Annotated in this window: 18 protein-coding genes; 7 read left to right on the top strand and 11 right to left on the bottom strand. The window is 68.9% G+C overall.

Features of this window, described 5'->3' with window-relative positions; all coding sequences use genetic code 11:
• Positions 1–29: 29 nt before the first annotated feature.
• Together ACLJRL_RS01405 and ACLJRL_RS01400 are read left to right on the top strand one after the other, a co-directional pair.
• Positions 30–1,499 carry a flavin-containing monooxygenase gene (locus ACLJRL_RS01405; protein ID WP_410654136.1) on the top strand — a complete coding sequence of 490 codons (1,470 nt, stop codon included), beginning with the start codon at positions 30–32 and terminating at the stop codon, positions 1,497–1,499.
• Positions 1,496–3,163 carry an FAD-dependent oxidoreductase gene (locus ACLJRL_RS01400; RefSeq protein WP_410654135.1) on the top strand — a complete coding sequence of 556 codons (1,668 nt, stop codon included), beginning with the start codon at positions 1,496–1,498 and terminating at the stop codon, positions 3,161–3,163. The genes ACLJRL_RS01405 and ACLJRL_RS01400 overlap by 4 nt, the downstream gene beginning before the upstream one ends.
• 89 nt (positions 3,164–3,252) lie before the next feature.
• Here the strand turns inward: ACLJRL_RS01400 and ACLJRL_RS01395 are convergent, their stop codons facing one another.
• Entirely contained in the window at positions 3,253–4,959 is a 1,707-nt protein-coding gene (locus ACLJRL_RS01395; protein ID WP_410654134.1) for a BTAD domain-containing putative transcriptional regulator, read from the bottom strand.
• A gap of 280 nt (positions 4,960–5,239) precedes the next feature.
• Positions 5,240–6,727, bottom strand: coding sequence for a chitinase (locus tag ACLJRL_RS01390; protein WP_410654133.1), 1,488 nt, complete (start codon positions 6,725–6,727; stop codon positions 5,240–5,242).
• Between the two features lie 162 nt (positions 6,728–6,889).
• On the opposite strand from ACLJRL_RS01390, the gene ACLJRL_RS01385 reads away from it, so the two are divergent.
• Positions 6,890–9,286: a Tex family protein gene (locus ACLJRL_RS01385; protein ID WP_410654132.1), complete on the top strand. Its 2,397-nt coding sequence runs from the start codon at positions 6,890–6,892 to the stop codon at positions 9,284–9,286.
• 69 nt (positions 9,287–9,355) lie between these two features.
• Here ACLJRL_RS01385 and ACLJRL_RS01380 read toward each other — a convergent pair whose 3' ends face one another.
• Both ACLJRL_RS01380 and ACLJRL_RS01375 read right to left on the bottom strand, forming a co-directional pair.
• Positions 9,356–11,086, bottom strand: coding sequence for an acyl-CoA dehydrogenase (locus ACLJRL_RS01380; protein ID WP_410654131.1), 1,731 nt, complete (start codon positions 11,084–11,086; stop codon positions 9,356–9,358).
• Between the two features lie 25 nt (positions 11,087–11,111).
• Positions 11,112–12,452: a serine hydrolase domain-containing protein gene (locus tag ACLJRL_RS01375; protein ID WP_410654130.1), complete on the bottom strand. Its 1,341-nt coding sequence runs from the start codon at positions 12,450–12,452 to the stop codon at positions 11,112–11,114.
• Between the two features lie 312 nt (positions 12,453–12,764).
• Between ACLJRL_RS01375 and ACLJRL_RS01370 the strand changes: the two genes are divergently transcribed.
• Positions 12,765–14,462 carry a DEAD/DEAH box helicase gene (locus ACLJRL_RS01370; protein ID WP_410654129.1) on the top strand — a complete coding sequence of 566 codons (1,698 nt, stop codon included), beginning with the start codon at positions 12,765–12,767 and terminating at the stop codon, positions 14,460–14,462.
• Between the two features lie 90 nt (positions 14,463–14,552).
• On the opposite strand, the gene ACLJRL_RS01365 is transcribed toward ACLJRL_RS01370, so the two are convergent.
• From ACLJRL_RS01365 to ACLJRL_RS01350, 4 genes are all read right to left on the bottom strand, one after another.
• Complete coding sequence (locus ACLJRL_RS01365; protein WP_410654128.1) at positions 14,553–15,482, bottom strand: acyl-ACP desaturase; 930 nt, start codon at positions 15,480–15,482, stop codon at positions 14,553–14,555.
• Between the two features lie 86 nt (positions 15,483–15,568).
• Positions 15,569–16,462: an ABC transporter permease gene (locus ACLJRL_RS01360; protein WP_410654127.1), complete on the bottom strand. Its 894-nt coding sequence runs from the start codon at positions 16,460–16,462 to the stop codon at positions 15,569–15,571.
• The gene (locus ACLJRL_RS01355; protein WP_410654126.1) at positions 16,449–17,231 is read right to left on the bottom strand and encodes an ABC transporter ATP-binding protein; all 783 of its coding nucleotides are present in this window, start codon (positions 17,229–17,231) and stop codon (positions 16,449–16,451) included. Before ACLJRL_RS01355 ends, ACLJRL_RS01360 begins: the two co-directional genes overlap by 14 nt.
• A gap of 16 nt (positions 17,232–17,247) precedes the next feature.
• A complete protein-coding gene (locus ACLJRL_RS01350; RefSeq protein WP_410654125.1) occupies positions 17,248–18,309 on the bottom strand; it encodes an ABC transporter substrate-binding protein in 1,062 nt (353 codons plus the stop codon).
• Between the two features lie 258 nt (positions 18,310–18,567).
• Here ACLJRL_RS01350 and ACLJRL_RS01345 point away from each other — a divergent pair, with 258 nt between their 5' ends.
• Positions 18,568–20,088, top strand: a complete 1,521-nt coding sequence (locus ACLJRL_RS01345) for a sensor histidine kinase (RefSeq protein WP_410655119.1) — start codon at positions 18,568–18,570, stop codon at positions 20,086–20,088.
• A gap of 25 nt (positions 20,089–20,113) precedes the next feature.
• Here ACLJRL_RS01345 and folP read toward each other — a convergent pair whose 3' ends face one another.
• Positions 20,114–20,980, bottom strand: coding sequence for a dihydropteroate synthase (gene folP, locus ACLJRL_RS01340; protein ID WP_410654124.1), 867 nt, complete (start codon positions 20,978–20,980; stop codon positions 20,114–20,116).
• 277 nt (positions 20,981–21,257) lie between these two features.
• Between folP and ACLJRL_RS01335 the strand changes: the two genes are divergently transcribed.
• Positions 21,258–22,421: a glycoside hydrolase family 105 protein gene (locus ACLJRL_RS01335; protein ID WP_410654123.1), complete on the top strand. Its 1,164-nt coding sequence runs from the start codon at positions 21,258–21,260 to the stop codon at positions 22,419–22,421.
• Between the two features lie 142 nt (positions 22,422–22,563).
• Entirely contained in the window at positions 22,564–23,568 is a 1,005-nt protein-coding gene (locus ACLJRL_RS01330) for an ArsR/SmtB family transcription factor (protein ID WP_410654122.1), read from the top strand.
• A 10-nt stretch (positions 23,569–23,578) separates the two neighbouring features.
• On the opposite strand, the gene ACLJRL_RS01325 is transcribed toward ACLJRL_RS01330, so the two are convergent.
• Together ACLJRL_RS01325 and ACLJRL_RS01320 are read right to left on the bottom strand one after the other, a co-directional pair.
• Entirely contained in the window at positions 23,579–25,150 is a 1,572-nt protein-coding gene (locus ACLJRL_RS01325; protein WP_410654121.1) for an alkaline phosphatase D family protein, read from the bottom strand.
• A 43-nt stretch (positions 25,151–25,193) separates the two neighbouring features.
• Positions 25,194–25,850 (bottom strand): SH3 domain-containing protein, encoded by a 657-nt coding sequence (locus ACLJRL_RS01320; RefSeq protein ID WP_410654120.1) that lies wholly within the window; start codon positions 25,848–25,850, stop codon positions 25,194–25,196.
• Positions 25,851–25,935: the final 85 nt, after the last annotated feature.

Below are 25,935 nucleotides of genomic sequence, written 5' to 3'. Positions count from 1 at the left end.
ACGCTGACCGCTGGGTAACTTCGTTCGGCATGAGCACTGGGTCAGCGAAGCCGTCCGTCCTGATCGTCGGCACGGGGTTCGGCGGGGTCGGGACGGCGATCGAGCTCAAACGCGCCGGATTCGACGACTTCACCATCCTGGAGAGCGCCGGCGAACCCGGCGGCGTCTGGCGGGAGAACACCTACCCTGGCGCGGGCTGCGACATCCCGTCGCCGCTGTACTCGTTTTCCTACGAGCCCAATCCCGACTGGCCGAAGCGGTTTTCGCTGCAGCCCGACATCCACGAGTACCTCAAACGCGTCGTGCGGCGATACGGCCTCGAACCGCATATCCGGTTCGGCACCCAGGTCACCGGCGCCGCCTTCGACGAAGCGCGCGGGCTCTGGCGTGTCGAGACGGCCGGCGGCGAGACCTACGAGGCGAACGTCTTCGTGCCGGCCGTCGGGCAGCTTTCGCGGCCGGTCCTGCCGGAGATCCCCGGCCAGGACACCTTCGAGGGCCCGAGTTTCCACTCCGCACGGTGGGACCACGACGTCGACCTGCGCGGCAAGAAGGTCGCCGTGATCGGCACCGGCGCGAGCGCGATCCAGTTCGTGCCCGAGATCCAGCGCCAGGCCGGTGAGCTGACCGTGTTCCAGCGCACCGCGCCCTACATCATGGCCAAAAAGGACACTCGCTACCGGCGCTGGCAGCAGCGGTTGTTCCGCCGGCTGCCTGCCACCCAGTTGCTGGGCAGGCTCCGGATCTTCCTCCTCGCCGAGTACGCGACCTATGCGATGACACAGTATCCTTTGTTGGCCAAGGTCTTTGAGCTGCGTACGGCACAGCTGCGCCGGAAGCACATCAAGGACCGGGCGCTGCGCGAGAAACTCACGCCGGACTATCCGCTGGGCTGTAAGCGGATCCTGTTCACCAACGACTACCTGCCCGCGCTCGCGCAGCACAACGTCGCGGTGGAGACCCGCCGCATCAGCGCGATCACGCCGTCCGGCGTCCTCACCGAAGACGGTGTCGAGCACGAAGCCGACGTCATCGTCTACGGAACCGGTTTCGCGGCAACGGATTTCCTCGGCGAACTCAAGGTCCAAGGCCTCGGCGGCCGGTCGCTGTCCGAAGCGTGGTCCGGCGGTGCGCGGGCGTATCTCGGCATGACCGTGCCCGGCTTCCCGAACCTGTTCTGTGTCTACGGCCCGAACACGAACCTGGGCGCGGGCTCCATCATCTACATGATCGAGCGCCAGGCCCGCTACATCCGCCAGGCCGTCGAACACCTCAGCCGTCCCGAAGTGTCCTATATGGACGTCGCCCCCGAAGTGGAACAGCGCTACGACACCGAGGTCCAGCAACGGCTGGCGCACAGTGTCTGGACGACCTGCGCGAGCTGGTACCGCCAGGACAACGGCCGCGTGACCACGAACTGGCCGGGGCTGGTCACCGAATACGACCGCCGGACCAAACAGCTCGATCTCGGCGACTACCGGACCGCGGGTGCGCGATGAACTACGACGTGCTGGTGATCGGCTCCGGGTTCGGCGGCAGCGTGACCGCGTTGCGGCTGACCGAGAAGGGCTACCGCGTCGGCGTGCTGGAGTCCGGCCGCCGGTTCGCCGACGACGAGTTCGCGAAGACGTCGTGGCGGCTGCGGAAGTACCTGTGGGCCCCGAAACTGGGCTGCTACGGCATCCAGCGGCTGACGCTGCTGAAGAACACCTTCGTGCTGAGCGGCGCGGGTGTCGGCGGCGGATCGCTCGTCTACGCGAACACGCTCTACGAACCCCCGGACACCTTCTACGACGACCCGCAGTGGGCGCGGATCACCGACTGGAAGGCCGAACTCGCGCCCCATTACGACCAGGCCAAACGGATGCTCGGCGTGGTCGAGAACCCCTTGGTCACCCCGGCGGACAAGGTGTTGCGCGAGGTCGCCGAAGACATGGGCATCGCCGGCACCTACCGGCCGACGCAGGTCGGCGTCTACTTCGGCAAGCGAGACGTCGACCCGTTCTTCGGTGGCGAAGGCCCCGAGCGGAAGCCGTGCACGCACTGCGGCGAGTGCATGACCGGCTGCCGGGTCGGCGCGAAGAACACGACCGTCAAGAACTATCTTTACCTGGCCGAGAAAGCGGGAGCGGAAGTCCATCCGCTGACCACCGTCACCTCGGTGCGGCCGATAGACGGCGGCTACGCTGTCGACACCGTCCGAACGGGACGGTGGGTGCGCAAGCGGAAGCAGACGTTCACCGCCGAGCAGGTCGTGTTCGCCGCCGCTTCGCTGGGCACACAACGGCTTCTGCATTCGCTGAAGGACTCGGGCACCCTGCCGGAGCTGTCTCCGCGCCTGGGGTTGCTCGCCCGGACGAACTCCGAGGCCGTCCTCGCCGCGCGTTCCCTGCGCGACGACACCGACTTCACCCGCGGCGTCGCGATCACGTCGTCGATCCACCCGGACGCGGTGACCCACGTCGAGCCGGTGCGCTACGGCAAGGGCAGCAATTTCATGGGCCTGCTGACGACGGTGCTCGTCGACGGCGAGCCGGGCAAACGGCGCTGGGTGCTGGGCCTGCGGGAACTGCGGCGCAACTGGCGGCATCTGGTGCGGCTGCACAATCGGCGGCACTGGTCGGAGCGGATGGTCGGCCTGCTGGTGATGCAGACACTGAACAACTCCGTGACCACGTATACGAAACGCGGGCTCTTCGGTCGCCACATGACCACGAAACAGGGCGTCGGCGACCCCAACCCCGACTGGATCCCGGCCGGGCACGAGGTCACCCGGCGGGTGGCGGAGAAGATCGGCGGGCTCGCTCAGGGCGCGTGGACCGATCTGGCGAACATCCCGATCACCGGCCATTTCATCGGCGGCTGCGCGATCGGCGACGGCCCCGAGACCGGCGTCGTCGACCCGTATCAGCGGGTGCACGGCTACCCGGGTCTGCATATCGCCGACGGTTCGGCGATTTCGGCGAACCTCGGGGTGAACCCGTCGCTGACCATCACGGCGCAGGCGGAACGGGCGATGTCGTTGTGGCCCAACAAAGGCGAGGCCGACCCGCGGCCGCTGCCCGGCGCCCCTTACCGGCGGCTTTCGCCCGTCGCTCCGCTCAAGCCCGTCGTGCCTCCGGAGGCTCCCGCCGCCCTGCGCCTGCCCCTCACGCCCCTCTGAACCCCGCCCTCTGAACCCCTCGCGTTTCGTCCTCTGGTTGCGGTAGTTGCACACGCAAGGACCGCAACTAGAGGACGAAACGCGAGGGGTTAGGGAGTCAGGGAAGCGACGAAGGCGCGGATCAGGTGGGTCTCTTCGGCGGTCCGCCAGACCGGGACGACGACCATCGGCGGCAGATCGCGGACCGGGACCAGGGCCAGCCCGGGGAACGGGTACCGGTCCAGCAGCGACGCGACCGTCAGGTGCACCCCGTAACCCCGGGCCACCAGCGGGAGGACGTCTTCCGCACTGATCGAGCGGCGGCCGACCAGTTCGGTCAGGTCGTCCTGGGTGAGTTTCAGGCGCCGTCCGGACGGCGTCACCGGCGGGGTCCAGAGGTCGCGGGCGAGCGGGCTCAGCGCCTTGCCGGGGTCGATCACTTCGACGTCCACGAGGTCCTCGACGCTGATCGAGGTGCGGCTCGCCAGCGGATGCCCGGCCGGGACGACCACGGCCCGCCGCACCTCGCGGATCACCGGCCCCACGCTGAGCCCGGGCAGCGCCAGCGCCTGCCCGTCGCCGCCCGGCGACCAGTGCAGCACCAGATCGAGGTCGTCCTCGGCGAGCAGTTCGCGCCCTGTCGTCCCGGTACCGATCCGGGTCGGGGTCAGGCTGACCCGGCAGCCGGGGGTGCGCCGCTCGAACTCCGACGCCAGTTTCGCCGCGAAGTCGCCCCCGATGCTCGCGACATAGCCGATCCGCAGGCGGCCCCCGGTCCGACGGGCCGCGGCGCGGCTTTCCGCGATCGCCGCGCCGACGCCCGCGATACCGCCGCCGACGCCCTCCTTGAGCGTCTCCCCCAGCGCGGTCAGGGTGAACCCGTCCCGGTCCAGCAGCGGTCCGCCGATCCGGCTCTCCAGCAGGTCCACCTCGTCGGCGATGAGTTCGGCCTTGCTCAGCACCCGGTTCGCCGCCGCGACGAAACCGCCTTCCGCGACGACGATGAGCAGCACCGCGACGGCCCGGACGAGCGCGAGTTCGGCCGCCGTGTCCCGCACCGGCACGGTTTCCCGTTCGGCGGGCAGGTCGAGTTCGGGATCGGACCCCAGGATCAGCAAATGGAGCCGCCGCAGCCGAGGTCCCGGATCCGTGCCGAGCGAATCGGCGAGTTCGCGACGCGTCTTCTCGTAATGCTCCAGCGCGTCCGCCTGCCTGCCGCTGCGGTAGAGCGCGAGGATCAGGTGTGCGGCGAGCCGTTCGTCGAACGGGTTCTGTTCGGCCAGCGGGGAAAGCACGCTCAGCAGTTCCGCGTGCCTGCCCAGCCGCAGTTCGACGTCGGTGCTGTCGAGCCGCGCCGCGTGAAGTTCGGATTCGGCGACTTCGCGAATCGCCGCCAGCCACGGTGAATCGAGCCCGGCGAAAGCCTCACCTCGCCAAAGACCGAGCCCTTCGGCGAACAACGCGGCCGCCGCGACGTCGTCGCTTTCCCTCCGCGCCTCGGCGATCCGGCGGCGGAAGCGCAGGAGGTCGACGGATTCAGGGTCGACGCGCAGCGAATACGTCCCCGGGCCGCGTTCGATCGCGCTTTCGGGAAGCGTCGTCCGCAGTCTGGACAGATAACTGCGCAACGTTCCCGCCGCGCGGTACGGCGGCCGGTCACCCCAGACGCGGTATGCCAATTGGTCGAGCGAAACCGGCAGATTGGCCTCGGCGAGCAGAACGGCCAGCACGGAACGCTGCCGCGCGTGGCCCAAATCCAGCGGAACACCACCGGATTTCGCCTCGAGAGCCCCCAGAACTCCGAATTCCACCGTCATTCGCGAATACCCCCACCAGCGGATTCAACGAATTCACATCGTTCCCCCACCCCAGGGAAAGCAGTGTAAGCCACGTGACAACGCGTCTTGCCGATCGCGGTCACGCCCGGGGGTGTCATGAAGGGGCTCCCGCTACGTCGCCCCCTCCGCCGCAGCGATCCCCTTCATGACCCGGAGCTTCGAGGGACATCCCTCCCGCGGGGGAAATGGAAGGGGCGGGTGCCGTCGCCCGCGCGACGCCGGCACCCGCCCCGGTCTAGTGGCTACTAGCGGCGGATCATCACGGCAGGCCGGCCAGGCCCGCGCTCACCGTGTTCGACCACGCGTAGTTCTGCGAGGCGTCCCAGTTGATCGACCAGGTCATCGCGCCCCGGATCGCCGGGTAGGTCGTCGTCGGCTTGAACGCACCGCAGCTCGTGCCCTTCGCCAGGCAGTTCAGCGCGTTGACGGTGTTGCCGGGCGCTTGGTAGCCACCGCCCGCGGCCGAACCGGAGGCGGGCAGGCCGAGCCCGACCTGGTCGGCGCGCAGACCGGCCTGCAGCTGGATGCAGGCCAGCGCGGTGAGGAAGTCGACCGTGCCCTGCGAGTAGACCTTCTGGTCGCAGCCGAGCATCGTGCCGCTGTTGTAGTACTGCATGTTGACGATCGTCAGGATGTCCTTGACGTTCAGCGCCAGCTTGAAGTACTCCGCCGCCGGGTTCTGCATGTCGATCGTCTGCGGCGCCATGGTGATGACCGTGCCGCCCGCCGCGTGGATGCTGCGCAGCGCCTGCGCCATGTAGGTCGCGTTGACGCCGTTTTCGAGGTCGATGTCGACGCCGTCGAAGCCGTACGTCGAGATGAGCGACTTCATGCTGTTGGAGAAGTTGGTCGCCGCGGCCGAGGAGTCGACGCGGATCGTGCCCTTCTCACCGCCGACCGAGAGGATCACCTTCTGGCCGCGTGCCTGCGCCGTCTTGATGTCGGCCTTGAACTGCGCGTCGGTGTAGCCGCCGAGCTGGCTCGACAGGCCCGAGTCGAGGGTGAAGGTGACCGCGCCCGGAGTGGCCGTCGCGTCGGCGAAGGACACCGCGATGACGTTGTACTTCGTGGGGACGTCAGCGAGCTTGAGTGCCTTCGCGCCGTTGTAGAAGTTCTGCCAGTACCCGGTGATCACGTGCTTCGGCAGGTTGCCCGTGGGCGGCGTGCTCGTCGTGGTCGTCGGCGGGTTGCTGGTGGTCGTGGTCGGCGGGTTGCTCGTCGTGGTGGTCGGCGTGGTCGTGGTCGGCGGGGCGCCGGGGCCGTCGAGGTTGACGTCGTCGGCGAAGTACGCGGGCTGGCCGTACCAGCCGTGCAGGTAGATGTCGACGCTGGTGGAGGCGCCGGTGGTGAAGGTCAGCGAGAGCTGGGTCCAGCTGCCGCCACCCGGGGTCCAGGTGCTCTTGTCCCCCGACCCGGTGCCGGTGACGCCGAGGTAGGTGTAGCTGCCCTGCACCCAGGCCGAAAGCGTGTACGCGGTGTTGGCCTTGACGGCCACGCTCTGCGTGCAGCGGGCGTTGTCCTGGCCTGCCGGGGTGGCGCTGAGCGCGCGGCTGCCCGAGTGGACCGGTGTCGTGACCACCGCGGCCCCTCCAGAGCAGGTCCAGCCGCTCGTGGTCCCGAGTTCGAACCCAGGGTTGGTCAGGATGTTGGCGGCCGAGGCACTGCCCGAGACCGCGAAAGTCACCCCCAGGCACACGGCCAGTGACGACAGCAGGGCGAGGAACGCGTGTTTCGGCTTGACTTTCACAGCTGGCCTCCACGAACGGGTGATGTCGGCCACATCAAAATGGACTAGACCAATACAGCTGTCAAGGGTTCGGTTAGGGGAGGCCATACGAAAGTCGGCTCGGCGGGAGCGGCAGAATGCAGGGTCCGAGAGCACCCGAGGGCGGATTTCAGGAGCGTGGGAGTGAGCGTGCAGGGCCTGCAGACAGTCGAGCAGAAGATCGCCGAAGAACTCGGTGTGCGCGAAGGGCAGGTCAAGGCGGCCGTCGACCTGCTGGACGGCGGATCCACCGTGCCGTTCATCGCCCGGTACCGCAAAGAGGTCACCGGGATGCTGGACGACACCCAGCTGCGTACCCTCGAAGAACGCCTCCGCTACCTGCGGGAACTCGAGGAACGCCGGGGCGCGGTACTGGAGTCGATCCGCAGCCAGGGCAAGCTCGACGAGGCGCTCGAAGCGTCGATCATGGCCGCGGACACCAAGTCCCGGCTCGAGGACATCTACCTGCCGTACAAGCCCAAGCGGCGGACGAAGGCGATGATCGCCCGCGAGGCCGGTCTCGAACCGCTCGCCGACGGGCTGCTGAGCGACCCGAACACCGACCCGCACGCCGCCGCCGCGGTCTTCGTCGACGCCGACAAGGGCATCGCCGACCCGCAGGCCGCGCTCGACGGCGCCCGCTCGATTCTCGTCGAGCGCTTCGCCGAGGACGGCGACCTGATCGGCGAACTGCGCGAGAAGATGTGGTCGCAGGGCCGTCTGGCCTCGAAGGTCCGCGACGGCAAGGCCGACGAGGGCGCGAAGTTCTCCGACTACTTCGAGTTCTCCGAGCCCTACGCCAAGCTCCCCTCGCACCGGATCCTCGCCATGTTCCGCGGGGAGAAGGAAGAGGTCCTCGACCTCTCAATGGAGTCCGAGGAGCCGACCGAAGAGCCGCGCACCGGGCCGACCGACTACGAGACCCGCATCGCGCACAAGTTCGGCGTCTCGAACCAGGGCCGCCCGGGCGACAAGTGGCTCGGCGACACCGTGCGCTGGGCCTGGCGCACCAAGATCCTTCTGCACCTGGGCATCGACCTGCGGATGCGGCTGCGCCAGTCGGCCGAGGACGACGCCGTCCGCGTGTTCGCCGCGAACCTGCGCGACCTGCTGCTCGCCGCCCCGGCCGGCACCCGCGCCACGATGGGCCTCGACCCGGGCTTCCGCACCGGTGTGAAGGTCGCGGTCGTCGACGACACCGGCAAGGTCGTCGGCACCCACGTGATCTACCCGCACCAGCCCGCGAACAAGTGGGACCAGTCGATCGCCGAACTCGCCGCGCTGTGCGCCCGGCACAAGGTGGACCTGGTCTCGATCGGCAACGGCACCGCGTCGCGGGAGACCGACAAACTGGCCGGCGAGCTGATCAAGAAGCACCCGGAACTGAAGCTGACCAAGGCCGTCGTCTCCGAGGCCGGCGCGTCGGTGTACTCGGCGTCGGCGTTCGCGTCGCAGGAACTGCCGGGCATGGACGTCTCCCTGCGCGGCGCCGTCTCCATCGCGCGGCGGCTGCAGGACCCGCTGGCCGAACTGGTGAAGATCGACCCGAAGTCGATCGGTGTCGGGCAGTACCAGCACGACCTTTCCGAGGTCTCGCTGTCACGTTCGCTCGACGCCGTCGTCGAAGACTGCGTGAACGCCGTCGGTGTGGACGTCAACACCGCGTCGGCGCCGCTGCTGACCCGCGTCTCCGGAATCACGACCGGGCTGGCGGAGAACATCGTGGCGCACCGCGACTCGAACGGGCCGTTCCGCTCGCGGACCGCGCTCAAGGAGGTCGCACGGCTCGGCCCCAAGGCCTTCGAGCAGTGCGCGGGCTTCCTCCGGATCCCGGACGGCGACGACCCGCTCGACTCGTCCTCGGTGCACCCGGAGGCGTACCCCGTGGTGCGGCGGATCCTGTCCTCGACCGGCACGGACCTCCGCTCGCTGATCGGCAACTCGCGGACCCTGCAGGCGGTGAAGCCGTCGGAGTTCGTGGACGAGACCTTCGGCCTGCCGACGGTGACCGACATCCTCGCCGAACTCGACAAGCCGGGCCGCGACCCGCGTCCGGCGTTCAAGACCGCGACCTTCGCCGAGGGCGTCGAGAAGATCGGCGACCTCAAGCCGGGGATGCGGCTGGAAGGCGTCGTGACGAACGTGGCCGCGTTCGGCGCGTTCATCGACGTCGGCGTGCACCAGGACGGGCTCGCGCACGTCTCGGCGCTGTCGAAGAACTTCGTCAAGGACCCGCGTGAGGTCGTGAAGCCCGGCGACATCGTCAAGGTGAAGGTGCTGGAAGTCGACGTGCCGCGCAAGCGCATCTCGCTGACGCTGCGCCTCGACGACGAACCCGGCCGCTCCAGCCGCGAGCAGGGCCAAGGCGGCGGCGGCCAGGGTGGTGGCGGCCAGCGTCAAGGCGGTCAGCGTCAGGGTGGCGGACAGCGGCAAGGCGGCGGACAGCGTCAGGGCGGCGGTGGCGGCCGGGACCGGGGTGGGAACTCCGGCGGCAGCGGCTCGCTCGCGGACGCGCTCCGCAAGGCCGGTTACGGCAAGTAGGTCCCTTTGCGCGTGAAGGCCCCCTTCCCTCGGCTGAGCCGAGGGAAGGGGGCCTTCACGCGCAAAGAGCTAGGGGTTCATCGCGTAGGCGCCGGAGAGGTCCCGGACCAGCGACCACACGTGGTCGAAGCGGGCCGCGTCGACGACCGGCTTCCGCACCGACGCCAGCGCGAGCGCCTGCTGCGCCTCGGTCGAGGACGACTTCCCGTGCAGATCGATGGCGGCGACGCTGAAGTCCTGCACGAGGACACCGAAGATCTGGTCGACGACCTCGGTCTCGATACCGGTGATCTCCGCCTGCTCCAGCACCAGCTGCCCGTAGACGACCAGCGTGAACAGCTCGGTCAGCGCGAGCCCGAAGTCGAGGTCCTTCTGCTGCGCCTCGTCCGGGGCGGCGTCGGTGAACAGCTTCACCAGCGCCTCGGCCTGCTCGGTGAACCGGGCGACGTTGGGGATCGCGGACGCCTTGGCGTAGGCCTCGCGCCAGTCGTGGAACCGCACCTTGCCCAGCCCGCGCGCGGGGCCCTGGCGGAACAGGAACTCGTCGTCGGCCGCGTCGGTGCGGGTCGGCACCGGCTCGTAGGCCTGCGGCGCGAAGAGGTACGCGGGCACGAACTTCGCGATCAGCGCGAGGTTCACCGCGACGGTGCCTTCGAGCTTGGGCAGGCCGTCGATGTCGTTCTTCGACATCGCGAGATAGGTGTCGGCTTCGAAACCCTTGGCCGCCACCACCTCCGCGACCAGGCCGATGACCTTCTGCGCCTCGGTGGTCACCTTCATCTTGGTGATCGGGTTGAACAGCAGGTACCGGCGGTCGTCCGGATTCGCGCTGCGGAAGTAGTCCACCGCGCGGTCGGAGAACAGCTTCATCGCGACAAGCCGCGTGTACGCCTCGACGAATCCCCTGCGTACGTGCGGGAAATCGGTGACCTTGTTGCCGTAGAGCACCCGGTTGTGCGCGTGGGTGATCGCCTCGTACAGCGAGTGCGTCGACATCCCGATGCCGCCGAAGCACAGGTTGAACTTGCCGATGTTGACCGTGTTCAGCGCGGCGCTGAACGCCTCGGCGCCGACGTGCAGCATGTCCTCTTCGGACACTGGGTAGTCGTCGAGCCGGAACTCGGCGACGTACATCTGGGACGGCACGACGTTCTTCACCACGTGGTAGTTCGGGTGCTCGGAATCGGCGTAGAAGAACACGTACTGGTCCGGGCCCTCGACACCTTCGATCCGGCCGAACACCGACACCGTGCGCGCACAGTTCCCGTTGCCGATGTAGTACTTCGACCCGTTGGCGCGGTAACCGCCCTTGCCGTCCGGCGTGAGCACGAGGTCCGACGAGTAGATGTCGGCGCCGTGCTCCTTTTCGGACAGTCCGAACGCGGCGACGCCGCCGGCCGCGAGCGAGTCCGCCGCGCGTTTGCGGGCGGCCTCGTTCGCGCTCTGCCACACCGGGCCGAGGCCGAGGATGGTGACCTGCCAGGGGTACCAGTAGTTCAAGCCGTAGAAACCGAGGATTTCCGACAGCGCCGCGACCCGGGCGGTGTCCCAGCGCTTGTCCGGGTCACCCTCGGCGGCGGCGCCGGGAGTGAGGAACGTCGAGAACAGGCCTTCCTTGCCCGCGAACTCGATGAAGTCCGCGTAGAAGGTCCGCTCGTGATAGTCCTCGACGAGCTTGCGCTTGCCACGCTGTTCGAACCACTCGATGGTGGCACGCAGCAGGCGACGCGTCTCCGGGTCGAAATGCCGTGGGTCGTACCCACCCGGGTTCAGCAACAACGCGGTCGCCTTTTCGCTCATCGTCACTCCTGGTCAGCCGAAGTTACTACCCGGTAACCGTAGCGCGCCGCCTCGCCGTCCGGCCACCGAACTCGACCGAAGTCACCCGGTTCCGCTCGTCGCGCAGGAATCGCGCGGCGGCCTTGCGGGTGTCGGCGGCCCTGGCCAGCACGTCTTCACCCACGAAAACGACCTCGAAGGCGGGCGGCGACGGGACGTCCTCGATGTTCACGACCATCTGCGCCCACAGCGCGCCGTCGCGGTCGGTGATCTCGAACGCCAGGTCACCGGTCTCGTACCGCCCGGTGTACTGGCCGGGCGACGACGGCGGCAGGGCCGTGGCGCTCGCGATCGAGGGCAGTCCGACCAGGTTCTCCAGGCACCAGTCGACGATCTTGGGGCCCAGCACGCCGCCGCCCGCGCTGTTGGTCAGCACGGTGACCGCGAAATTCGCCTCCGGCAGCGTGACGAACTCCGAAACCTGCAGGTTGGCGACGTTGCCCCCGTGCCGCACCAGGCGCGCGTCGCCGTGGCTCGTGCGCAGCCAGCTCAGCCCGACCTCTTCGAACGGCAGCGCGGCCTTGCGCTGCGGTGCCCGCAGGAGGTCCCGGGTCTCGTCGCTGAGCGGTGCCTCGCCCGCCGACTCCCCGGTCAGGAAGAACCGGGCCCACTTCAGCTGGTCGGCCGCCGTGGACCACAGCCCACCGCTCGCGCTGTCCGCCCGGGTCAGGCCCACGGCGTGCTCGACGACCGGCCCTTCCTCACGCAGCGTGTGGCCGACGGAGTGGCGGCGCGTGAGCACCTCCCACGGCAGGTAGTACGACGAGGTCATGCCGAGCGGTTCGAGCAGCCGGGTGCGGACCAGGTCCTCGAAGGGGATGCCCGCGACGACCTCCGCGACCCGGCCGGCCAGCTGGAAACCGGCGTTGCAGTAGGAGAACATCTCGCCGACGGGGAACACCTGCGGCAGATCACCGAACTGCTCGATCGCGAGGGCGAGGGCGTTGTCGCCCCAGCCGGTGGTGAAGTCCACATCACCGAGGAACCCGGCCGAGTGAGTGAGCAAATGCCTTGTGGTGACCGTCTTCCGCGCGACCGGGTCGGCCAGCCGGAGCCCGGGAAGGTATTCGACGACTGGCTTGTCGAGGTCCAGCAGGCCATCTTCGACCAGTGCCAGTACCGCCGCCGCGGCGAAGGTCTTGCTGGTGGAGCCGATCATGAACAGCGTTTCGGTGTCGACCGGCAATCCGGTGTCCACACTGGACACCCCGGTGGCGAACACCGATTCCGCACCGTCGTGAGCGATACCCACCACGGCTCCGGGGACGCTCGCCTCGCGCGCCCACTCGTCGAGCAGGCCTTGGAGTTCCTGAACGCTCTTCGACACTCGCGTCACCTTTCACGCCGGGGCTGATACCGCCAGCGTTCACCACGTCAGGGGCGCCGGACTCGTCAAAAGCGACGAACATCGACCGTCCGCTTCGTCGGTTCCGGCAAGCCTCCGACGGGGTGCGGGGGATATCACGTCGCGTTCCCGATCACCGAGGCCGTATACTGGCCTTGCGGTCCGCTCAGTTCTGCCTCGGGCCGCGTCTCGTTGTCGAAGACCACGCGCCGCGGCCCCCCGAGGTCTGCGCCGGGCAGGACAACCGTTTTCTCACCTTACGGAGACTTCGGGCGCCGTTGCGCCCATACGCTTATGAGCACACCTACTTTCACCGAACTCGGCCTGCCCCAGACGCTCGTCGAGTCGCTGGCCGCCCAGGGCGTCACCAGCCCGTTCCCGATCCAGGCCGCCACGCTGCCGCATTCGCTGGCCGGCCGCGACGTCCTCGGCCGCGGCCGCACCGGCTCCGGCAAGACCTACGGTTTCGTGCTGCCCGTCCTGGCCCGGCTCGCCGCCGGCCCGACGCGCCGCCGCCCCGGCCGCCCGCGCGCGCTGGTCCTGGCACCGACCCGCGAACTGGCCACCCAGATCGAGGCGTCGTTCCTTCCGCTGGCGAAGCCGCTCGGCCTCAAGGTCACCACCATCTTCGGCGGCGTCAGCCCCAACCCGCAGATCACCCGCCTGCGTGACGGCGTCGACATCGTCGTCGCCTGCCCCGGCCGGCTCGCCGACCACATGCGCCAGGGTGAGGCGAAGCTCGACAACATCGAGATCACCGTGCTGGACGAGGCCGACCACATGGCCGACCTCGGCTTCCTGCCCGACGTCCGGCGCATCATGGCCGAGACCCCGGAACGCGGCCAGCGGCTGCTGTTCTCCGCGACCCTCGACGCGGGCGTCGACGTGCTGGTCAAGCGCTTCATGACCAACCCGGTCACGCACAGCGTCGACTCGGCCCAGTCGCCGGTCTCGACCATGAAGCACCATGTGCTGCACCTGGAAGAGACCCACCGCCTGCCGGTGCTGATCGACCTCACCGCGGCGCCGGGCCGCACGCTGGTGTTCACCCGCACCAAGCACCGCGCCAAGCAGCTGACGCGCAAGCTCATGGCCTCCGGTGTCCCGGCGGTCGAACTGCACGGCAACCTCGGCCAGACCGCGCGCACGCGCAACCTGGAGGCGTTCTCCTCCGGCGCGGCGAAGACGCTGGTCGCGACCGACATCGCCGCTCGCGGTATCCACGTCGACGACGTCACGCTCGTCATCCACGCCGACCCGCCGGTCGAGCACAAGGCGTACCTGCACCGCTCCGGCCGCACGGCGCGCGCCGGCGCGTCCGGCACCGTCGTCACGCTGATGACCGACGAGCAGGTCAGGGACGTCCGCGACCTCACCCGCAAGGCCGGCATCAAGCCGACCACGACGCAGCTCGGCCCCGGCCACCCGCTGCTGGCGGAGCTGGCCCCGGGCGAGCGGACGTTCGACGCGTCTCCGCGGCGTCCGATCGTGGACACCCGGCCGAAGAAGGTCTCCGCCAGCGGCGCGGCCATCTTGGGCAAGGGCGATGAGGAAGAAGAGCGTCCGGCGAACCGCGGCCGCGGTAACCGGGCCGGCCGGGTCCGGATCGCCACCGGTGGCCGTGGTGCCTCCGGCGGCACCCGCCGCCGTAACTCCCATGGCTCCGGCGGCTCGAACGGCTCCGGTGGTGCTGGTGATTCATCGGGAGGCCGTTCGCGTCAGCCCCAGGGCGACGGTGACCGCCGTGGCGGCGCTCCCACCGGTCAGGGTCGTCGCGCGGCGGCCGACGCCGGCGGACGTCGTGAAGGCGCCGGTTCCGGCAAGGGCGGCCAGGCCCGTCGCGGGGCGAGCGAGTCGCAGCCCCGCCGTGGCGCCGGTGCCGGAGCAGCCAAGTCCCAGTCTCGTAATCAGTCCGGTGGGGCCCCGGCCCGCCGTGGCGGTGCCGCCGCGTTCTCCGCGGGCACCCGCGCGGGTGGCCGTCGCTCGCGCTAACGCGTGATCAACGACGTGATTCGCGTGATTGAGGCCGTAACTCGTGAGTTACGGCCTCAATCACGCTAGTGCGGGGTTCGGGCACGCGAGTCACGCTTTTGCGGCAGCGCGGGCAGCGGCGGCTGCCCGGCGCTCTTCGAACCGGGACGCCTGGGTGTCGAGTCCCTTGAGGAAGACGTCGAGTTCGTCGCGGGCCTTCTCCCCGACCTCGCCGAGATTTTCCAGCTCGAACACCTTCCACTGCCGCAGCAGCGGCCAGATCACCTCGTCGTGGTGGATCCGCAGGTCGTAGATCCCCGCCTTCGCGATCATCGCGGCCTTCCGGACGAAGCTCGGGATCACCGCACCCGGCATCTGGAACTGGACGACCTCGTCGGTGATCGCGCGCATCATCGCGTCGGGTTCGATCTCCAGCGCCGCCTGCGCCAGGTTCCGGTAGAACAGCATGTGCAGGTTCTCGTCCATCGCGACCCGCGCGAGCAGCTTCTCGCACAGCGGATCCTGCGTGTACCGGCCGGTGTTGCGGTGCGAAAGCCGCGTCGCCAGCTCCTGGAACGACACATACGCCAAGACGTTCAGCAGCGGCTTGTCGCCACTGTCGTATCCCGCCTGCATCGTCTCCATCCGCATCCGTTCCAGCTCGACCGGGTCCACCGCCCGGGTCACCAGCAGGTAGTCGCGGATGCAGATGCCGTGCCGCCCCTCCTCCGCCGTCCACCGGTGCACCCAGGTGCCCCACGCGCCGTCGCGCCCGAAGGCCCGCTCGATCTCGCGGTGGTAGCTCGGCAGGTTGTCCTCGGTGAGGAGGTTGACCTCCAGCGAGGTCCGCGCGATCGCCGACACCCTCGACTGCTCGGGATCCCACGGCTCGCCGCCCAGTTCGGCGAAGTTCTTACCCTCGCTCCACGGCACGAACTCGTGCGGCATCCATTCCTTGGCGACCGAGAGGTGCCGGTTGAGGTTTTCTTCGACCGTCCCCTCGAGTTCGAGCATCAGCCTGGTGGTTTCGGGGACCGTCATACGTTTCGTCCTTCCAGCGTACGGAAAACGCCTACCTACGACACCGTAACTTACGGTGTCGTAGGTAGGCGAGGACCAGGACGTGACTAGAGGGAGGCCGTCAGGCCACGCGCCCTCAGGACCGACCGCTCCAGCGGGCGGAACACGATCAGTTCGATACCGACGCCGACCAGCAGGATCAGGAAGATCGCCGAGATCACGCCTTCCATGCTGTTGAACGACGAGCCCTCGTTCAGGTAGGCGCCGAGCCCCTTGCCCAGCGCCGGGGACAGCGCGATCAGTTCCGCGGCCATCAGCGAACGCCACGAGAACGCCCAGCCCTGCTTGAGCCCGGCCAGGAAGCCGGGCAGCGCGGCGGGCAGCAGGATGTGGCGGGCGGACGCGAACCGGTTCGCCCCCATCACCTGGCCGACGCGCGGCAGGATCGGCGGGATCTGGTCGATACCGGAGACGAGGCCGTTCGCGATCGAAGGCACCGAGCCCAGCAGCACGACGAAGTAGATCGAGGCGTCGTTCAGCCCGAACCACAGGATCGCCGCCGGCACCCAGGCCACCGACGGGAGGCTCTGCAGCCCGGTCAGGAACGGCCCGACCGCCGCCCGGACGATCCGAACCTTCGCCACGAGCAGGCCGAGCGGGGTCCCGATGACGACGCCGATGAGGAAGCCCAGCGCGGCGCGGTGCACCGACGTCCAGACGAAGCCGAAGATCTCGCCGTCGGTCGTGATGGCCGCGATCTCGTCCCACACCGCGAGCGGCGAGGGCAGCATGGCCTCCGGCCAGAACGCGGCGGCCCACAACAGCTGCCACAGCACCACCAGGAGAGCCAGGAACACCACCGGCGGCACGAATCCGCGCAGGAACCGCTTCCCCCGGCTTTCCCGGCGCTCCCCGGCCGGTGTGTCGAGCGAGTCGAGACCCGCTCCGACCGCTTCGTCCGCCGCAGACGTCTCGACGTCCGGGCGGTCAAGCCGCGGCATGGGTACTGATCACCTCCCGGAGATGACCGGTGATCTCCAGCGTCAGTTCTTCGGTGTCGCCGGCCTGGACGTCGCGCCATTCACGCACGACCCGGCCCGGCCGCGACGAGAGCAGCACGACCCGCTGGCCGAGCCGCACGGCCTCGCGGACGTCGTGGGTCACGAACAGCACGGAGGTCCCGGTGCTGCGGTAGACGCGCAGCAGCTCGCCCTGCAGGACGTCGCGGGTGATGGCGTCGAGCGCGGCGAACGGCTCGTCCATCAGCAGGAGTGCCTGCTCCTGGTCGCCGCCGACGCGCAAGGTCGCGGCCAGCGCCCTGGCGAGCGCGACGCGCTGGCGCATCCCGCCGGACAGCTCGTGCGGCCGCTTGTCGCCCGCCCCGGCGAGGCGGACGAGTTCGAGCAGTTCGGTCACCTTCTCCCGGCGTTCGGCCCGGCCGAACCCGGCCAGCCGCAGCGGGAGTTCCACGTTGCGGGCCGCGGTCAGCCACGGCATCAGCGCGGCCTCCTGGAACATCACCGCGGGACGGGAGGTTTCGAGGGTGATCGAGCCCGCCGTCGGCGCGTCGAGGCCGGCTACCAGGTTCAGCAGCGTGCTCTTGCCGCAGCCGGAGGCGCCGAGCAGGCAGACGAACTCGCCGGGAGCGACCGTCAGATCCATCCCGTCGAGGGCCACGACGGCGCGGCCTCCTGCGCCGAACACCTTCCGGACCCCGTCGAGACGCACGGCGACACTGGTGGACAGGCCGGGTTCCAAGGTGGCGGTCATCGCTGATCCCCTCCGGTCACTTCGTGAGGCCGGGCGCGTTCACGCCGGGCTTGCCCTGCTCGGAGAGCACGGCGTTGAGCGGGCCGAAATCGGCGAACCCCTTGAGGTCCACCGCGGACTTCACCACGCCCGCGGTCACCGAGTCCTGGGCGAGCTGCGCGAACGTCGACGCGATCGGGTCGATGCCGAGTTCGATACCGGAGAACGCGCGGTCGAGGACGGCGTCGTTCAGCGTGCTGCCCGCGAGCGCCTTGAGTTCCCCGTTGACCACCGTCTTCGCCTCGGCGGGGTTGGTCTTCGCCCATTCGATCGCGGCGAGCTCACCCTTGAGGATGGCGGTGACGGTCTCCGGGTGCTGCTGGAGGAACTCGCTGCGGACGATCACCACGGTGGTCGGGAACTTGCCTTCCGGCCACAGGGTCTTCTCGTCCAGCAGGACCTTGGCGCCCGCGTCGAGCACCAGCCGCGAGGACCACGGCTCGGGCAGCCAGCCGCCGTCGAGTTCGCCTTTCTTGAAGGCGTCGAACGTCTTCGGGTTGTCGAGGTTGGTGATCTTGACGTCGGGAAGCTTCTTCTCGGCGACGAACTTCTTGAGCGCGACGTCCTGGGTGTTCGCCAGTGACGGCGTCGCGATGTTCTTGCCCGCGAGCTGCTCGGGCGTGGCGATCTCGGGCTTCACCACCAGCTGCGCGCCACCGGAGACGGCGCCGGAGACGAGCTGGATGGCGCCCTTGGACTTGGTGAAGGCGTTGATCGCCGGGCCGGAACCGATGAAGGCGATGTCGAGCGAGTCGCCGAGCAGCGCGTTGACCTCTTCGGGCCCGGCGTTGAACGTCTGGGTGGTGAGCTTCGTCGCGCCCAGTTCCTTGGCGAAGAACTCCTTCTTCGTCCCGATCAGCGCGGGGGCGTGCGTCACGTTCGGGAAATACCCGAGCCGCACCTCGGCCGCCGCACCCTGGCTCTTCTGCTCCGCCGGAGCGGCGCCACCGTCCGCGCGTGAACACCCCGCGAGCCCGCCGGCCAGCGCGAGGGCGGCGAGAGCCGCGGCCAGGGAGCGGGTTCTGTGGTGGGTGTTCACGGAGGTGTCGCCTTTCGGGGGATACAGCTCGGCCTTCGGGTGATGGCGCGAGAGTCGCATGTTCACCCACGTGCCTGCATCGCCATCCGAATGACGGGAAAGATCCTGAGAAAGCTTGACACCAGGCGGAACACTTGTTCCACATGTCAGGACGGTCGTCCCATGCCCCTCTCGTCCGATCGAGCGCCCTCCCGGTGTAACGGGGCGAGCCGAACGGACGAATCACCCAGAGTGGTGCAGCACCCCCGGACCGTCGCGATGGCGCTCGTGCTGACCGTCGGCGTCGGGCTGGGTGTGCTGGCGATGACGCTCAAAATCGCCGACGGCTCCCACACCGTGCTCGACACGACGCTGTCCACCTCGACAGGGTTCCTCTTCCTCCTCGCCGGCGCCGTCGCCCATGTGCGCCGCGCGTCGAATCCCATCGGCCTGCTCATCGCACTGGCCGGGCTCGCGTTGTTCGCCGAGGACCTCCAGTTCTCCACCGACCCGCTCACGCACACCCTCGGGCTGGCGCTGCCCGCCGCGTCCAGCCCGGTGATCGCCCACCTCGTCCTCGCCTTCCCGCACGGACGGCTTCGGTCCCGCTGGGAACGCGTGCTCGTCTTCTCCGCGTACGGCGTGGTCTTCGGCGCGGCCGTCCTCGGCCTGCTGGTCAACGACGATCCGAAGAACCTCGCCGTGATCGCGGCCTCGCCCGAGGCCGAGCAGCTGGTCAAACGGCTGCTGGAACTGGTCGGCGCGGTGATCGGCGCCGGCGTCGTCGTGGTGCTGCTCTACCGCTGGCTCGCCGGACGGCTCCCGCAACGACGGCTGCTCTCCCCCGTCGTCGCCATCGCCCTGCTCGGCGCGGTCACCTCCACGGTCGGCAGCGCCCTCGGCTCGGGGCACCCGGTCTCCGACCCGCTGCTGGACGTCTACCGGATCTCGTTCTGCCTCTGGCCGCTCGCGTTCCTGATCGGCGTGCTGCGGGCGCGGGTCGGCAACGCGGAGATGATCCGGCTCCTGCTGGAACGCGACGGCTCCGGGCTGGCCGCGCTCGTGCAGGACGACGAGGTGTGGAAGGACAGCCGGTCGATCGACGCGCTGAACGCCGCCGCCGGGCTGGTCTTGGACAACCAGCGGCTCGCCGCGGAACTGGAGGAACGCCTGGCGGAGGTGCAGGCCTCCCGTGCCCGGATCGTGGCCGCCGCCGACGACGAACGGCGGCAGGTCGAGCGCGACCTGCACGACGGCGCGCAACAGCGGCTGGTGAGCGTCGTGCTGCTGCTTCGGATGGCCGAACGGCGTCTCGGCGGCGACCTGACCCCGGAGGTCGCGGCGCTGCTGGCCGGCACCATCGACGAACTCCAGGCCACCGTCACCGAACTGCGCGAACTCGCGCGGGGACTGCGGCCGGCCATCCTCACCGAGGCCGGGCTGATTCCCGCTGTCCGCTCACTGCTGGCCCGGATCCCGCTCACGGTCGCCCTGTCCGGCGCCGACGTGCCCCGGCTCAGCGGCGCCGTCGAGGCGACGGCGTACTTCGTGGTCTCCGAGGCGGTCACCAACGCGCTGAAGCACGCGCAGGCGAACGAAGTCCGCGTGACGATCGGCGTCGAGGAGACCGGCCTGCGGGTGGACGTCTGCGACGACGGCACCGGCAAGGCCGACATCGACGGCGGGTCCGGGCTGCACGGCCTGCGCGACCGCGTCCGCGCGCTCGGCGGCGAACTCACCGTGCTGGGCGAACCCGGCTTCGGGAGCACGGTCTCCGCCGCGATCCCGCTGGACTGCTGACGCGCGTTTAGTCTTCTAGTTGCGTTCAGGCCAGGCCGCGGATCGCGCGGGCCGGTGGCCGTACGCCCTGGATCGACGCGATCATCTCCAGTACCTGCCGGGTCCGCCGCACCTCGTGCACCCGGAACACCTTCGCGCCCTCGGCCACCGCCCACGCCGTCGCGGCGAGCGTCCCGTCGACCCGCTCCGCGAGTTCCACGCCGAGCGTCTCCCCGACGAAGTCCTTATTGGACAGTGCCATCAGCACGGGCCAGCCGGTGTCGGCGAGTTCCCGCGCGTGCCGCAGCAGGGCGAGGCTGTGCCAGGTGTTCTTGCCGAAGTCGTGTGTCGGATCGATCAGCACGCCCTCGCGCGGGACACCGAGCGCGACCACCGCTTCGGCGTGCGCCGTCGTCTCGGCGACGACGTCCGCGACGATGTCCGGGTAGTGCACGCGGAACGGCCGGGTGCGCGGGACGGCGTTGCCGGTGTGCGAGCAGACGTAGCCGGTGCCGAACTCCGCCGCGACCTCCGCCAGCCGCGGGTCGGCGCCCGCCCAGGTGTCGTTGATCAGGTCCGCGCCCGCCTCGGCCGCCCGCCTGCCGACCTCGTGCCGCCAGGTGTCGACGCTGATCACCAGGTCCGGGTGCAGTTCGCGGATCCGCTCGACGAACGGCACCACCCGTCGGATCTCTTCCTCGACGTCGACCTCCGCGCCCGGGCCGGCCTTCACCCCGCCGATGTCGACGATGTCGGCCCCCTCCGCCACCGCCCGCGCGACGGCGGCGAGCGCGTCCGGGTCGGTGAAGGTCGACCCCTTGTCGTAGAAGGAATCCGGGGTGCGGTTGACGATCGCCATGACCAGGGCACGGTCGGAGGCGACGCGGCGACCGCGGAAGGTCAGTTCGTTCACCCACCGATCGTAGAAGAGCGGGCCCGCCCGGGCACAGTGCCGCCTATCGGGACCGTCCCGGAGACCGGGAGCGCCCATTCGGGTTGCGTATCTGATATATGAAGCAAGAGATCGGATCTCTCTTGACTCGCTCGCGAGAAGGCGAGTAGACGTTGTCCCGTAAGGAAATTCGCTCCGGCGACACGGTCGCCCCAGAGCTGGTCGGGATGTCGACGGACGGCGGATCGGCATCCCGGCCACCTACTCCTCCGGTTCCCCGGTGCAGGAAGGGCCTCGAATGTCCCCAGAACCTTTACACCTCGGACGCCTTTCGCGGCGGACAGTGCTGGCGGGCACGGCGGGGGCGCTCGGCGCGCTCGCCGTGGGCGGACCGGCCGCCTCGGCCGCTCCGGTGGACTGGTCCCGGGCGGTCGTCGACTCGACGATGAAGCGCTTCACCCCGGCCACGCTCGGCGGCTGGGGCTACACCCGCGGCCTGTATCTCTACGGCCAGTACCTGGTGTACCGGCGCACCGGCGAGAAGTCCTATCTCGACTACATACTCGGCTGGTACGACCGGTTCGTCACCGACAGCGGGATCTCCAACGGTTTCACCAACCTGGACGCGATGCGCTCCGGGCAGATGTTCCCCTTGCTGTACAACGAAACCGGGCTGGCGAAGTACAAGACGGCGGCCGGACAGCTCCGGCAGAAGTTCCCGTCCTATCCCCGGACATCCGACGGTGGGATGTTCCACGCCACGAGCAAGGCCGGGCAGCTGTGGGCCGACGGTGTCTATATGTCCCAGCCGTTCCTTGCCTTGTACGGCAAGACGTTCGGCGATTCCGGCTATTGCTACGAAGAGGCCGCGAAGAACATCGTCGTCTACTTCGACCGCCTCAAGGAACCGGCCAAGGGCCTGCTGTACCACGCCTACGACGAGGACGGCTCGGAACCGTGGGCCACCGGCACCGGGCGGCATTCGCAGTATCACTGGGCCCGCGCGATCGGCTGGCTCGGGATGGCGACGATCGACCTCCTGGAGATCCTGCCCGCCGGGCATCCCCGGCGACGGCGTCTCGTCGACATCGTCCGGTTCCTCGCCGCCGGCTACACCCGGTGGCAGGACAAGGCGTCGGGACGCTGGTTCCAGATCGTCGACCGCGGCGGCGACGGGGGCAACTGGCTGGAGACGTCGGCTTCGGCGATGTACACCTTCCTGCTTTCGCGGGCGGCGCAACGTGGATACATCGGTTCGGAGTACCGGCCGGTGGCCGCGAAGGGCTACTCCGGTGTGCTTTCCCAGGTTTCGGTCGATTCGGGCGGACTGGCGAATATCGAGAACATCTCCGAGGGCACGAATGTCGGAGACACGGCGTATTACTACGCACGCAAGCGCAATACCAACGATTTCCATGGTCTCGGCGCGTTCCTCATCATGAATGAGCAACTCGCCTGCTGAGATCGCCGCACCGGCCGAAGGGCGCTTTCCCAGTTCAGAAGCGGGAAAGCGCCCTTCGGTTCTTTTACGGGCAGTGCCGGGTATTGACGGGAGGCGCTAACATCGCGTGCTGCGATGCCCACTCCCAGGAGGGAACGACCGGATGCGAGAGACGCCGCCCCAGGCCTCCTTTACCCGGCTCGAACTCGGTGATACCAGCACGATCCCGGTCAGCGTGGCGGTTTCGCCGCATATTTCGCTGGTTTCGGTACTGGTCGAGGTCGTCGGCGGTTACGACCGCGGCCTGCCGGCCCCATGGCGCCGGCAGGTGACCTCGGCGATTCCCGAGCAGGCCTACCGCGCGGCGAGCACGCTCACGCGGCGGGGCACCTCCGTACAACCCGACTTCATCGTGCCGATCAGTCCTGCCAAGGACGCTTCCGCCGCCAGCCAGGCGGAAATGCTGCGCGACCTGACCGAGACCGAGGTCCTGAAGGGCCTGGAAGAGGTCTTCGGTGACAAGCTTCCCTCGCATTGGCGCCCGGCCGCGGACCAGCCGAGGCGCTGGGTCGCCTCGCTCGCGGACGCCTTCGCCGCGACCAGGCTCGCCACCGAGAACCTGTGGACCAAGGCGCGTCCGCTGCTCGACCGCGAGATCGAGCGGATCGGCGTCGCCTCGGTGCGCGGCGGGACCGACGCCGTCCTCGGCCTGCTGCGGCCGCATTTCCGGTTCAGCAACGGGTCCTTGCTGCTGCCGGACGCGGAACCGGCGCAGTACCGGACCCGCGGCCGCAAACTGATCCTCGTCCCGATGATCGCGGGCTCCCGATCGGTGGTGTCCAACTTCGACGAGGAGGACGCCATCTGGATCGGCTATCCGCTGCCCGGGCTGGACGGCCTGCTCGAGAACGGCCGGTCCGAACCTCGTCCCGGTGTCGAAGGACTCGACCTGGTCGTCGGTGCCCACCGCGCGAAACTGTTGCGGCACCTGAAAAAGCCGGCCCGGATGGGCGAGATCGCGAACCTTCTCTCCTGCGCCGCGAGCACCGCGACCTACCACTGCGAACAGCTCGTCTCGGCCGGGCTGATCCAGCGCCACCGCGAAGGGCAGGTGGTCCTCGTGGTCCGGACCCCTCGCGGTGACGCCCTCGTGGATCTCTTGTCCTAGTGTCGCGTCACTAGACCCGCTGCAGGCCCGGCTTTCCGGCTTCGACGACGTAGCTGCGGTCCGCGGCCAAGGTCACCTTCGAGAAGTCGCGCTCGGTGGTGTCCGAAACCGTCATGAAGTCCGCCCGCATCTGCGACTGCGACGCCGTCACCCGCACATAGCCACGTTTGCCGCGGCAGTATTTGACGTGCGGGTTGTTCGCGAGCCAGGCCGACGACGGATCGGTGGCGGTGTCACTGTTGCTCGTCACCGACGTCGTCACCAGTTCCGAACCGAAGACCGGGTCGCTGTGGTTGAAGTAGTCGCGCCGCAGATCCGCCGCCCAGTGCCGGTGGACGTCGCCGGTCAGCACGATCGGGTTCGGCACCTTGCGGTCCACGATGCCCTTGGCGATGCGGTCACGCGAAGCCTCGTAGCCCTGCCAAGAATCGGGCCCCTCACAGGTCGCCTTGTTGCCGTCGCCGTCCCGGGTGGCGAAGAAGACCTGCTGGCCCAGGAAGTCCCATTTCGCCGGCTGCGTTTCCAGCGCCTTCAGCAGCCACGCCTCCTGCGCGGTGCCGAGGATGCTGCGCGACGTCGCCCGCGTCTCGGAGCATGCCGGACCCGCCGAGCCGGACGGGTCGGCGACCTGGGCGTTGCGGTACTGCCGGGTGTCGAGCATGTGGAACCGGGCGAGGTTCCCCCAGCCGAACTGGCGGTACAGCCGGATCGTCGCGCCGCTCGGCTTGGCGGTGGACCGGATCGGCATGTTCTCGTAGAACGCCTGGAAACCGGCGGTCTTGCGCGCCGCCGACGCCGGGGTGCCCGTGCTGTTCCAGTTGTTCATCACCTCGTGGTCGTCGAAGACCACGATCCACGGCGCCATCGCGTGCGCGTTCTGCAGGTCCGCGTCGGTCTTGTGCTGGGCGTGCCGCGCGCGGTACTGCGCGAGCGAGACCACGTCGTCGGAGAACGCGAGCTTGCGCGGGTTGCGCTCGGCGGCCACCCGGCCGGACTTCCTCTCGTACATGTAGTCGCCGAGGAAGAGCACCAGATCCGGGTTGTCGGCGAGCATTCCCTTGTACGAGTGGTACCAGCCCTCCTCCCAGTGCTGGCAGGAGGAGAAGCAGTACTTCAGCTGATCGACGGCGGCGTTGGCGGCGGGCGCTGTCCGGGTGCGGCCGACCGGGGAGATGTGGCCACCGGCCTTGAAGCGGTAAAAGTATTCGCGGCCCGGCGCGAGACCGGTGGGTTCGATGTGCACGCTGTGCCCGGAAGCGCGGGCCGCGGTCGCGGTGCCCTTCTGCGCGATCGAGGAGAACGTCTGGTCGTTCGCGATCTCCCAGTCCACTGTGTACGAAGCGTCCGGCATCCCGCCGAAGCCGTCGGGATTGAGCGGGGCGGGGGCGAGCCGGGTCCACAGCACGACGCCGTCCGGCAGCGGGTCGCCCGAGGCGACGCCGAGCTGGAACGGATCGTGGATTGCGGGCGCGGCCGCCATCGTTCTCGCGTTCGCCCACGTGGGCAGCGTCGACGATATGGCCGCGGCCGACACCGCCGCCGCTCCGCCGAGAAGGACCGCCCGCCGATTCACCTGACCCATGAAATTTCAACCTTTCGAAGAAGAAAAGAAAAGAGAAGGGATTTCACGCGGCGTAATCGGTGATGCCGCCACTGCAGGCTTCGAGGGCCGGGTTGGCGGCGGCGTTGGCGACGCAGACCTTGTAGTAGACCCACGAGCCCTTCGCGACCGGCACGGCCTTGTCGACGTGCGTGCCGTTGCCGCCGGAAGCCCAGACGTAGAACGGTCCGGCGCCACCCTTCAGCCAGTAGGCGACCACGGCGGACTTGCCGTCGGCATTCCTGTCGTAGACCAGGAAATGAGCATCCGATGAACGGAACTGCCCCTCGCCCGCACAGACGCCGGTGGAGCACTCGGCGCTGCTGGAACCGACACCGCAGTCGGGCGCGATCCGCTGATCGGTGCCCGTGTAGACATATCCGTCCGAAATGTAACCACCGAGCGCGGGAACGTAGTCCCACAACGTCGTCTTGCCATAGGGACCGGTGACCTCGGTCCCGATCGTCTGGCAGTCGATGGTCACCGTGGCACCGTTCGCGACCGTGCGCACCGGCGTGGAACTGGTGCTGGGCGCACGACGCACGTTCAGCGGATCGCCCGCCGTCTTGACCGTCCCGGTCGCCGCGGCGAAGGCGGGAGAAGCACCGACGAGCCCGAGGGAACCCGCCACTGCCAGCACGAGGAAGAAACCGGCAGCCCGCCGGATACTTGAACGCTTCATCACTCAAGCGTCAACCGGCGTCGTACACGTCCCGTACAAACCGGACAGGTGTCTGCACATGCATGCGAATGGATCTAGCCAACCA

The sequence above is a fragment of the Amycolatopsis sp. lyj-112 genome, assembly GCF_046549055.1.
In the GTDB taxonomy this organism is placed as follows: domain Bacteria; phylum Actinomycetota; class Actinomycetes; order Mycobacteriales; family Pseudonocardiaceae; genus Amycolatopsis.
The sequence above is the reverse complement of the archived record's forward strand: the minus strand, read 5'-3'. Positions and strand labels throughout refer to the sequence as shown.